Genomic DNA, 12,071 nt, shown 5'->3' with positions numbered 1-12,071 from the left:
GGGCTGTAAACATGAATATAAAGCAATCGTTCAAGATTTTAGCTATGTTTTTAAGTGTTTTATTTGTGTTATTCCCGCTTCAAAAAGCATTTGCAGAAGTTATGGACCATACAAAGTATGAAATGAATTGGAGTTATAGTAAGTCAAAGAAGAAACCAATTCGAACAGAGCTTATTAAAACCGCAGATGGCAAAATTGCTTTTTGCTTAAATGTAGATTTGAAATCTCCAAGCGGTCAAGATTTACCGGAAATGGGGAAAGTGGATATTAACGTATACCGTGTACTATTGAATGGATATCCACAAAAGAGTCCACAAGAATTAGGTGTTTCTGATTGGAGAGAAGCACATTACGCAACGCAGCTTGCAGTGTGGAATGCGTTAAAACAAATCGATATTAATGATTTGGATTTCCGCAATAAAAATGTAGAGAAAGTAACGAAAGACATCGTTGCAAAAGCAAGCGCTAGTGAAGAGTTACAAGAAATTACGATGAGTGTAACTCCTACAGAAGAACAAGAAGCAGTATTAAAAAATGATTTTTTTGAAACAGGTTTATATACAGTAGAAACAAATGCAAAAAGCGGAACGTATAAAGTGCAAGCAACAGGTGCACCAGCGGGCGTGAAATTTGCAAATGAAAAAGGCGAAACAAAAACAGAATTTAATGTAGGAGAAAAGTTCCGCATTTTAATTCCGAAACAAACACCAGCTGGTGGATTTAGCTTTAAAGTATCAGGAAATTTAACGAAATTACAAGGGATTGCGCATAAAGGTACACCGACTATTCAAAATGCAGTAGTATTACTTGAGCGTAGTGAAGAAAAAACAAGTCCAGAGTTAGCGGTAAGTTGGAAAAAGGCTGAGGCTCCAAATAAACCAAATAAGCCATATACTCCAAATGAACCGCATAAACCGAATCAAAAGAGATAATAAAAAAGCATTGGCGTATGCCAATGCTTTTTGTATGTGAGGATAAAAGTTATATTGAAAAAAATAAAATGGATAGAAATAGTGTTTTTAAAGGTTAAATTATATTTAAAAATAATATAAATATAATAAAATCCTGACGTTACGATTAATAGATTAAATTCACAAAATTGTAATATTATTCTTGGGGGGAGGCTATTAAATGAAGGTAAAAGCGTGTAAAATTCAGTTGGAAAAACTACCTATAGATGGTCATATATGAAGAAAATGTAAGTTTTTATTGCTATTTTTATTTTTAGATGTATAGATGACAATACTGACAAATATCTTTTACTATTCTCTTTTTTATGTAGCAAGAGAACTCATCACAAATAGAGAGAAGTGAGGAGGGCATATTACATAAAAATTTTACAATGTAAGAAAGCGAATGCATGGAGAGAAATGCGGTAGTAATAGATACAGGTGCGCGAGGTGTTAGTCCATTCATCAAATGTTTTTATAGAAATAATAGGATTACTTATTGGGTGAATATATAGGATAGTTTATCTAAATAAAGGAACAGGGGACACAGATTATGTCGAAGAAAAAGACAAGTAGGGTATTAGTAGCTAGTGTTTGTTTAGCTACGTTATTGACGCCATATGGACTTGAATTACCTAAGGTGTATGCAGAGATGACGATTGAAGATAAGGAGAAACAGCAAGAAGAGCGAGTGTATCAATTGCTGCCAAAAGGTGATGTAGAAGGGATGCGTGAGTTGCATCAGCGTCGAATGAGTTTTTCTCCTTATGAACCAACTGGCATTTATGTAAAGCCAGGTGAAGAAGTAGTTATTCAAGTAGAAGGGACTCAACAGATTAAAGCTTATATTGGTACATATTCTTATGAAAAAGAAGAACCTAAACAATTCAACTTAAATTCTGGTGAGAATAAAATTTCTTCTCCAAATGGGGGGCTATTATACTTTTATAATTATCACAACACAGGAGAAGTAGTGGCTAAAGTGAAAAAAGGTGGTACATCAAATCCTTTATTTATTTTAGGAAAGCATACGACAAAAGATTGGAAGCGTATGTTGGCAGAGAATCCTGATCCATATGCAATAGAAATGAAGGGAGAAAATAGTTTATTAACTATGCATCCTGAAACTGTGGCGGAACATTTGAAGCAAGAAGATCCAGCTGAGTTATTAAAGAAGCACGATGAAATAATTAATATAGAACATAAGATATCAGGTTTATCAAAAGATGGTGCGGGTGTTGCGAATCAAGGTAAACATTCCATTCATTTTGTTGAAGACTGGTATACAGACGATTATATGTATGCGACTTATTATCGAACAGCTTATAGTAAAGGCAATTTAGAGTCAGTACTAAATCTAGAAGAGTTAACTAATGATGGATGGGGGCCTTGGCATGAAGTTGGACATCAACATCAACAAGACACTTGGTTATGGGATGGACTTGGAGAAGTAACCGTTAATATTTATTCTTTGGCAGTTCAAACTACATTCGGGCATAAAACAAGGTTAGAGCAAGAGGGGCGCTATGAAGCTGCATTTGCTTATTTAGGTAAACCGGATGCACAAGAAAAGATGGATGTATTTGAGAAATTAGTTATGTTTTGGCAGTTACATTTAGCTTATGGGGATCAATTCTATCCGAATTTACATCAAATGTATCGTTTGTTACATGACACAGAACTGCCTAAATCTGATGAAGAGAAAAAGCAGATGTTTATTTATATGACGTCAAAAGTGGCAGGACAAAATTTAATTCCTTTCTTTGATAAATGGGGATTATTTGCAAATGATGCTACGAGAGAAAAGATTGAAAAATTAAATTTACCAAAATTAGAAAAAGAAATATGGTTATCTACAGATAGCAATCCAATTCGTGAAAAACAAACTGAGTTATATGAAGTTCCATATGGCGAGCCAAATAATGAAAAAATACAAAATGTAGTAATCGGTACTACACATGATGAGAAAAAAGCAAAGGAACTTGTACAGAATTTAGGAGAAGGTGTAAAGACAACAGGTGTGATTATGCAAGATAAGCCTGAAGTTGGAGAAAAAACTGTAAAAGTAGAAATTGTAGATAGAAAAGGGAATAAGAATTTTATTCCAGTTGTAGTGAATGTTGGATATGGGGATAGCCTACTTGTATATGGATTGAACTATACTAGGGAGGGAGATTTGAAGTCAACCGTAACTCTACATCATGGTACAAAAAAATTTAGTGCAACAGATACAAAAAATTTAATTCATGATTACTTTAAAGATGAAAAGTATTTTGAGTTCACACTGTACGATAAAGAAGGAAGAGAGAAGAAAAATGTAGCGGTAAAAGGCTTGGAAAATACAGAAGTTCTTGCCAAGGAATTAAATGGGTTAGCATTTGAATATGGAGATGTGGTGAAAGTATACCATGCAGAGTCTTCACGTTTACATTGGTATCAAAAAGGTTTATATGTGGGAGAAGGAAAAAATAAAGAAATAAAAGAATTATTCTTCAAAATTACTGAAAATGGATTTGAGAGATTAAAATCATTGCAAGAAGTAACAGCAAAGCCACAAACAGTAGTAGTCGGAACAGAAGCAGAAAAGCTAGAAGCGAAAAACTTTGTTGAAGTGAAAGACGGAGAAGTAATTGGCTTTGTAGAAAAGCCAACTACAACGAAAATCGGAAAACAAACAGCCAAAGTAGAAACGAAAGATCGTTTTGGAAATAAGCAAGTAACAGAAGTACCATTAGAAGTGGTTTATGGAGATAGCATTGCATATGCAGGATATGGAAATGATATTGCTTCAATTGTAACTTTAAAGCACGAAGAGAAGAGATTCCATGCAACTGATATGGATAGCGAAATTCATGAGTATTTTAATAAAGAGCTATACATGGGGATTACGTTATACGATGGAGAAGGAAAAGAGAAAAAACATGTAACAGCAGAGGGACAAGAAACATCAGAGAGCTTTGCGAAGCAAGTGAATGGTATGCAGTTCGAGTATGGAGATGTAGTGAAAGTATTCCACGCAGAACCGATTCGTTTGAAATGGTATCAAAATAATACACTTACTGGTCAAGGTGAGAAAAAAGGGGCAAAAGAACTATTCTTCAAAGTAACAGAAAAAGGCTTTGAGAGAATGGATATGTTGCAAGAAGTAAAAGCAGTGCCACAAAAAGTAGTAATTGGAACTGATAGCGAACAGTTAGACGCGAAAAATTTTGTTGAAGTAAAAGATGGAGAGGTAGTTGGATTTGTAGAGAAACCAACTACATCAAAAATCGGTGAACAAAAAGTAAAAGTAGAAACGAAAGATATGTTTGGAAATAAGCAAGTGACAGAAGTTCCTCTAACAGTAACGTATGGAGATAGTCTTGTATACCAAGGGCTGGGTGATGATATTCGTTCTATTGTAACGTTCAATCATGAAGATAAGAAGCTACATGTAACGCATACAAATGAACAAATTCATAGTTACTTTAAAAATGAATTATATATGGGAATTACCCTATATGATCAAAATGGAACGGAGAAAAAACATGTAACAGCAGAAGGACAAGAAACTTCAAAGAATTTTGCTGAGCAAGTAAACGGAACTTCCTTCCAATATGGAGATGTAGTGAAAGTGTATCATGCGGAATCAGATCGTTTGAATTGGTATAAAAATAGTGAGTTAGTTGGAAAAGGAGATAAGAAAAAGTTTAAAGAAATTTCCTTTAAGATTACTCCAAATGGTTTAGAGCAAGTGCAATAATAAAAAAAGCTCGTAAAACATTATGTTTTACGAGCTTTTTCTATTATTCAGCTTCAGAAACAACTGTGAAGCGTTCGTTTACATGTTTTGGATTTTCGATTTCATCAAGTGCTGCAACTGCGAAGTCTTCGTAACTTACGTAGCTATCACCTTTTGCGTTAACAAGAAGGTTGTCTTTGCCAGCTTTGTAAGAACCAGTGCGTTTTCCTAATGCGAATAGTGCAGAAGGGCTGATGAATGTCCAAGTGATATCATTTGTTTGCTTTAAGATTTCTAAGTTTTTACCTTGGTTTTGAGCTGTTGCAAGGTATTCGCTCGGGAAACCTGGTGTATCAAATACACGTGTTGTTTTTTCTTCGTCTACAAATAAGCTTCCAGCGCCGCCAACTACAAGTAATTTTGTGTTAGGGGCACCTTTCATAGCTTCAATTAGTACGTTTCCTGCATCTACGTGAAGGTGTTCTTCGCCTGCTGGAGCACCGAATGCATTTACAACGACATCGAATGCTTGCAAGTCGTTAGATGTAAGAGAGAATACATCTTTCTCTAAAACTTTTACGTTTTCTTCTGTAATTTTTGCAGCGTTTCTTACGATTGCAGTTACTTCATGTCCGCGATCTAATGCTTCTTTTAAAATACGACTTCCTGCTTTACCAGTTGCTCCGATGATTCCGATTTTCATAATAAATCCCTCCAAAGTGTTTTGTTAAAGTGTATATCTGAAAGTAAATGAATTTGTTGTAATAAAGTTTGTTACAACCTGATGTAATCATTATAGTTACAGGTAGACACTTTTGTCAATGGGGTAGTTTGTAGATTTATTTTTTGTCTTAGTATACACAATTAGAGGGAGGGTAGTCATAAAGGTATTATTACTGCGATCCTGTCTAATATTTGGAAATTGCAAATTGTCGAAAAATGTTGATTTTTGAATGTTTTTTAAATATAATTCGTTTTATGGAGAAAAGGAGGGGGTAATTGTATGAATATTTTGGAACAATTCGTTTCGTCAACGAATACAATTCTTTGGTCATATATTCTTATTGCAATGTTAATTGGTTTAGGTCTTTATTTTTCTATTAAATTGAAATTCGTACAAATTACTCATTTAGGGGAAATGGTTCGTTTAATGAGTGATGGGTTAACTGGAAAGACGCGTAAAAAAGGCAGTGTATCTTCTTTCCAAGCATTTTGTATGAGTTCTGCAGCTCGTATTGGTATCGGTAACTTAGCTGGTGTAGCGTTAGCTATTTCTATGGGAGGACCTGGAGCGGTATTTTGGATGTGGGTTATTGCGATTGTCGGAGCGTCTTCAAGTTTCGTCGAAAGTACGCTTGCACAAATTTATAAAATAAAAGATGGCAGTGGCTTCCGTGGTGGTCCTGCTTATTATATGGAAAAAGGTTTAAATAAACGTTGGATGGGAATTTGGTTCTCTATTCTGATTACAATTAGTTACGGTTTAATTTTCAACTCAGTACAAGCAAATACAGTTACATTAGCGTTTAAAAATGCATTTGGTATTGAGCGTTACGTTGTTGGGATTGTATTAGCAGTATTAGTTGCGGTTATTATTTTTGGTGGTGTAAAAAGTATCGCGCGTATGTCGGAAATGATTGTTCCACCAATGGCAATTCTTTATATTGCAGTAGCGATTTTTGTTGTTATTAAAAACTTCTATTTACTACCAGATGTGTTTACAGAAATCTTTAAAGGTGCATTCGGTTTAGATTCAGCTGTAGGCGGTGGTATCGGTGCTGCGATGAAATATGGTATTCAGCGCGGATTATTTGCGAATGAAGCAGGTATGGGTAGTGCACCAAACGCGGCAGCGACGGCTGATGTAACGCATCCAGCTAAACAAGGTTTTATTCAAACAATTGGTGTTTTAGTAGATACATTCTTAGTATGTACATCAACAGCATTTATCGTACTATGTTCTGGTGCATATAAAGCAACGAACTTAGAAGGTATTGAATTAACACAAAATGCATTAAGCTCACAAATTGGCCCATGGGCGAGCAGTTTCTTAGCGATTATTATTTTCTTATTCGCTTTCAGTTCACTTCTAGGAAACTACTACTATGGTGAAACAAATATTGAATTTATTAAGCAAAGCAAAACGTGGTTAACAATTTACCGTATTGCGGTAGTTGGAATGGTATTATTCGGTTCTGTTGCGACGCTTCAAGTTGTATGGAATATGGCAGACTTATTTATGGGTCTAATGGTAATAACGAACTTAATTGCGATTACACTTCTTGGTCGATTTGCGTACGCAGCATTAGCAGACTATGTAAGGCAAAAGAAACAAGGGAAAGATCCAGTCTTCAGTGCAGATTCTATTCCTGGTTTAACGAATACAGAGTGCTGGGATAAGCCAGTGGACAGATAAAGAAAAAGCAGTGTAATTGAAAAGGCGAGCATCGAGGTAAATTTGATGCTCGCCTTTTTTGTTGTAGTAAATGATGAAAAGGGTGAGGGGTAATTATTAATATAACTTTTTGTTTGTTCCTCTCGTTATTTGTGGGGAACGTACTGTTTTAAAAGTATGGCTGGTCGAAGAGGATAAGAGATTGAGTATTGGATAAATGCATGTAATAGCTATATTTTTATGAAAAAAACACGTATGTTAAGATAGTTAACGCAATCATGTCATAAAACCTAACATAAAGTTCTTGATTACTAAAAGTTTTTAGAATATAATTTTCTTATTGTTAGGAAGAGGGGGCAATGCAAATATGGATTTTTTAGCTAGGGTAATTGGGGATGTAAATAATATCCTTTGGTCATATGTCATTATTGCGATGTTAATTGGGTTAGGGCTCTATTTTTCATTTCGTGTGAAATTTGTCCAAGTTCGTTACTTCGGTGAAATGATTCGATTACTTGGGGATGGAGCAAGCTCGAAAACGAGGAAAGCGCAAAAAGAGAAGAGTGGCGTATCATCATTCCAAGCATTTTGTATGAGTACAGCTTCTCGTGTAGGTACTGGTAACTTAGCTGGTGTAGCTATCGCAATTTCAGCGGGTGGTCCAGGAGCAGTATTTTGGATGTGGTTAATCGCGGTAATTGGGGGTGCTTCTGCATTTGTAGAGAGCACATTAGCGCAAATTTATAAAGTGAAAGATGGGAATGCATTCCGTGGGGGCCCAGCGTATTATATGGAAAAGGGTTTAAATAAACGCTGGTTAGGTGTTGTGTTCTCTGTTCTAATAACAGTAAGTTTCGGATTGATTTTTAATGCTGTACAGTCTAATACTGTAGCGGCAGCTTTTGATGGGGCATTCAAAACAGATAGTAGATTAGTCGGTCTTGTTATGGCTGGTTTACTTGCAGTTATTATTTTCGGTGGAGTAAAACGAATTGCACGCGCGGTTGAAATGATTGTTCCAGTAATGGCAATTATTTATGTAGCAGTGGCATTATTCGTTGTCGTAACAAACATTACGTCAATTCCATATGTATTTAAAGAAATTTTCTTACATGCTTTCGGAATTAAAGAAGTAGTAGGCGGAGGATTAGGAGCTGCGATTTTATTAGGGGTAAAACGTGGGTTATTCTCAAATGAAGCAGGTATGGGTAGTGCGCCGAACGCAGCAGCGACTGCAAACGTAACGCATCCAGTTAAACAAGGTTTTATTCAAACTTTAGGGGTATTTACAGATACATTATTAATTTGTAGTTGTACAGCATTTATTATTCTTTTATCAGATGTGCATAATGCAGCTGATTTAAATGGAATTCAATTAACGCAGCAGGCGTTAAGTCAACATATCGGTCCATGGGCTTCTATATTTGTAGCAGTTGCAATCTTCTTGTTTGCATTTAGTTCATTAGTAGGTAACTACTACTATGGTGAAACAAATATTGAATTCTTAAATGGAAGTAAAGTGCTATTAACAGCGTACCGCATTGCTGTACTTGGTATGGTTATGTTAGGATCTGTAGCGACAATTCAAATCGTTTGGGATGTAGCAGATTTATTCATGGGTATTATGGCTGTTATTAACTTAGTGGCGATTGTATTCCTCTCTAAGTATGCTTTTGCGGCATTATCAGATTACGTAAAGCAAAAGAAACAAGGGAAAGATCCGGTATTCTATGCGGATTCTATTCCAGGTTTGAAAAATACAGAGTGCTGGGATAAGTCAGCAGTAGCTGATAAAGAAAAAGCAGTATAATGAGGTGAGCATCAAGTGAAACTTGATGCTCATTTTTTGTTTTATCCAGTTGTTTATAGATGGTAAAAGACGAACATTTATGAGCATTTCATAATTAAATGTAATTTTTTAAAGAAAAGTGCGGATATGAGTTGTGATTTATGTTAGAATGGAAAATGCCTTTGAAACAAAGAGTTTTTATGACATTTCCTATCCAATCGAAGGTTACGGAGGAGAAATGGAAAGTTCGGATTATTTCTTGTTTTGAATGGTCAGACGTTCAACGTTAATGAAGAGTTAAATGGAGGATTTTATTAATGAAGTTTGTTATGTTCCTTGTAGGATTACTCGTTGTGTTTGTACTCGGTTTTCTTATAAGTGCCGATCGAAAGAAGATTAAGTATAAACCAATCGCAATTATGCTTATTATTCAGCTAGCATTATCTTATTTCTTATTAAATACGCAAGTTGGTTATATTTTAGTAAAAGGAATTTCAGATGGATTTGGCGCACTTCTTGGATATGCGGAAGCTGGAATCGTTTTCGTATTTGGTGGTCTTGTTAATAAAGGAGAGGTTTCATTCTTCTTAACAGCGCTATTACCAATCGTATTCTTTGCGGTTTTAATCGGAATTCTGCAACACTTTAAAATTTTACCGATATTTATTCGTGCTATTGGTACGTTGTTAAGTAAAGTAAATGGTCTAGGAAAACTAGAATCATATAATGCAGTAGCAGCTGCCATTGTTGGACAAGCAGAAGTATTTATTACAGTAAAAGATCAATTAAGTAAAATCCCAAAACATCGTTTATATACATTATGTGCATCTTCTATGTCGACAGTGTCGATGTCAATCGTTGGTTCTTATATGAAAATGATCGAACCGAAATATGTAGTAACAGCACTTGTATTAAATTTATTTAGTGGTTTCATTATCATTCATATTATTAACCCGTACGATATTACAGAAGAAGAAGATACACTGAAATTAGAAAATAAGAAAAAACAATCATTCTTTGAAATGCTAAGCGAGTACATTATGCTTGGTTTCACGATTGCGATTACAGTAGCAGCTATGTTACTTGGTTTCGTAGCATTAATTACAGCAATTAATAGCTTGTTTGATTCAATGTTCGGTATTACATTCCAAGCTATTTTAGGATATATTTTCTCACCATTAGCATTCGTAATGGGTATCCCTCAAGCTGAGATGGTAACAGCGGGACAAATTATGGCAACAAAATTAGTATCAAACGAGTTTGTTGCGATGCTTGATCTTGGAAAAGTAGCTGGTGATTTATCGGCTCGTACAGTTGGTATCCTTTCTGTATTCCTTGTATCATTTGCGAACTTCTCATCTATCGGAATTATCGCAGGTGCAACGAAAGGTATCGATGAAAATCAATCAAATGTTGTATCATCATTCGGTCTACGCCTTGTGTACGGTGCGACATTAGTAAGTATTCTATCAGCGATTATCGTTGGTGTTATGTTATAAAGTGAAACTTTAATCAGTGGGGTGGCTTTATCCCACGATCATTATTAGCCCTCACCAATCGGGGTGAAAAAGGATGGTCCTAGCTCATAGCTAGGGCTATTTTTATGGTAAATTTGCATGAAAAAACCAATTAATTAGGAATATATTAACATATAAAAATCTTTTAAAATTTATATTGCATTTCGTCTAGATAACGCTTACAATTTGATTTGTAGGTGGTATCAATTTCAGACTTTCAATTATGGTAGGAGAGAAGAAGCTACCTTTTATAAATTGCAATTTATGTAAACGCTTACTGATTTTAGATGACAGTTGAATAGTTTTAGAGGGTTAAAATTTTTTTAACAACAATGGTCAGACGTCATTCGTTATACGTTATACGACCAATAACTCGTGGGAGAAGTGGAGGATTCACATATGAAGTTCGTAATGTTTCTAGTCGGTTTACTTGTAGTGTTTGTACTAGGTTTCCTTATCAGTTCAGATCGTAAGAAAATTAAATATAAACCAATTGCACTTATGCTTGTCATTCAATTGGTACTTGCGTATTTCTTACTAAATACAAAGGTCGGATTCGTATTAGTAAAAGGGATCGCAGATGGATTTGGCGCTATTTTAAAATTTGCGGAAGCTGGGGTTAATTTCGTATTTGGTGGTCTAGCAAACGATGGACAAGCACCATTCTTCTTAACAGTATTATTACCGATTATTTTCTTAGCAGTATTAATCGGGATTCTGCAACATATTAAAGTTTTACCGATTATCATTCGTGCAGTCGGTTTCCTATTAAGTAAAGTTAACGGTTTAGGAAAACTAGAATCATATAATGCGGTAGCAGCTGCAATCGTTGGTCAAGGGGAAGTATTCATTACAGTAAAAGATCAACTAAGCAAATTACCGAAAAATCGTTTATACACACTTTGTGCATCTTCAATGTCTACAGTATCGATGTCAATCGTCGGTTCTTATATGAAAATGATTGATCCAAAATATGTAGTAACAGCACTTGTATTAAACTTATTCAGTGGATTCATTATCGTTCATATCATTAATCCATATGAAGTAAAAGAAGAAGACGATATTTTAGAATTACAAGAAGACAAGAAACAAACATTCTTTGAAATGTTAGGCGAATATATTATGCTTGGTTTCTCAATCGCTGTAACAGTAGCGGCGATGCTAATCGGTTTCGTAGCATTAATTACAGCAATTAACGGTGTATTCGATTCAATTTTCGGAATCACATTCCAAAGCATTTTAGGATATATCTTCTCACCATTAGCATTCGTAATGGGTATTCCAACATCAGAGATGCTACAAGCAGGACAAATTATGGCAACAAAATTAGTAACGAACGAATTCGTTGCAATGCTTGACCTTGGTAAAGTAGCTGGTGATTTATCAGCTCGTACAGTAGGTATTTTATCTATCTTCCTTGTATCATTTGCGAACTTCTCATCTATCGGAATTATCGCAGGTGCAACGAAGAGTATCGATGGCAAACAAGCAAACGTTGTATCATCATTCGGTTTAAAACTTGTATACGGTGCAACGTTAGTAAGTATATTATCAGCGATTATCGTTGGGGTTATGCTTTAATAAATTAAGAAAAGCAATGAGCGTACGCTGGTCATCTCCCTGTCAAGTAGACAGTAATAAAAAGAGTATTATGCCACGGCCTTTTCCCGATATTCTATCGGGGAAAGGCCGTGAAGTT

Annotated in this window: 6 protein-coding genes and 1 pseudogene; 6 read left to right on the top strand and 1 reads right to left on the bottom strand. The window is 35.3% G+C overall.

The features are described from left to right. Positions 1-11: 11 nt before the first annotated feature. Complete coding sequence (locus MR169_RS05915) at positions 12-932, top strand: thioester domain-containing protein (RefSeq protein ID WP_001022514.1); 921 nt, start codon at positions 12-14, stop codon at positions 930-932. 571 nt (positions 933-1,503) lie between these two features. After that, positions 1,504-4,692: a putative mucin/carbohydrate-binding domain-containing protein gene (locus MR169_RS05910; protein ID WP_000038397.1), complete on the top strand. Its 3,189-nt coding sequence runs from the start codon at positions 1,504-1,506 to the stop codon at positions 4,690-4,692. Between the two features lie 43 nt (positions 4,693-4,735). Here MR169_RS05910 and MR169_RS05905 read toward each other — a convergent pair whose 3' ends face one another. Then, positions 4,736-5,374 carry an NAD(P)-dependent oxidoreductase gene (locus MR169_RS05905; RefSeq protein WP_086392864.1) on the bottom strand — a complete coding sequence of 213 codons (639 nt, stop codon included), beginning with the start codon at positions 5,372-5,374 and terminating at the stop codon, positions 4,736-4,738. Positions 5,375-5,674: 300 nt separating this feature from the next. Between MR169_RS05905 and MR169_RS05900 the strand changes: the two are divergent. The 4 genes and pseudogenes from MR169_RS05900 to MR169_RS05885 all read left to right on the top strand — a co-directional run bounded on the left by MR169_RS05900 (position 5,675) and on the right by MR169_RS05885 (position 11,953). Next, positions 5,675-7,103: pseudogene (locus MR169_RS05900) on the top strand (alanine/glycine:cation symporter family protein). Between the two features lie 330 nt (positions 7,104-7,433). Continuing rightward, complete coding sequence (locus MR169_RS05895) at positions 7,434-8,876, top strand: alanine/glycine:cation symporter family protein (protein ID WP_000346417.1); 1,443 nt, start codon at positions 7,434-7,436, stop codon at positions 8,874-8,876. A 296-nt stretch (positions 8,877-9,172) separates the two neighbouring features. Further along, positions 9,173-10,354 (top strand): NupC/NupG family nucleoside CNT transporter, encoded by a 1,182-nt coding sequence (locus tag MR169_RS05890; RefSeq protein ID WP_000673839.1) that lies wholly within the window; start codon positions 9,173-9,175, stop codon positions 10,352-10,354. A gap of 417 nt (positions 10,355-10,771) precedes the next feature. Beyond that, a complete protein-coding gene (locus MR169_RS05885) occupies positions 10,772-11,953 on the top strand; it encodes a NupC/NupG family nucleoside CNT transporter (protein ID WP_000673874.1) in 1,182 nt (393 codons plus the stop codon). Positions 11,954-12,071 lie beyond the last annotated feature (118 nt).

This window comes from Bacillus cereus group sp. BfR-BA-01349 (genome assembly GCF_022663795.1).
Lineage (GTDB): Bacteria > Bacillota > Bacilli > Bacillales > Bacillaceae_G > Bacillus_A > Bacillus_A cereus.
This window is presented reverse-complemented; position numbering and strand designations above follow the sequence as displayed.

Bases quoted from the DNA above. Each gene is read 5' to 3' on its own strand.
- MR169_RS05915 (WP_001022514.1), top strand. From the start codon at position 12: ATGAATATAAAGCAATCGTTCAAGATTTTAGCTATGTTTTTAAGTGTT.
- MR169_RS05910 (WP_000038397.1), top strand. From the start codon at position 1,504: ATGTCGAAGAAAAAGACAAGTAGGGTATTAGTAGCTAGTGTTTGTTTA.
- MR169_RS05905 (WP_086392864.1), bottom strand. From the start codon at position 5,374: ATGAAAATCGGAATCATCGGAGCAACTGGTAAAGCAGGAAGTCGTATT.
- MR169_RS05895 (WP_000346417.1), top strand. From the start codon at position 7,434: ATGGATTTTTTAGCTAGGGTAATTGGGGATGTAAATAATATCCTTTGG.
- MR169_RS05890 (WP_000673839.1), top strand. From the start codon at position 9,173: ATGAAGTTTGTTATGTTCCTTGTAGGATTACTCGTTGTGTTTGTACTC.
- MR169_RS05885 (WP_000673874.1), top strand. From the start codon at position 10,772: ATGAAGTTCGTAATGTTTCTAGTCGGTTTACTTGTAGTGTTTGTACTA.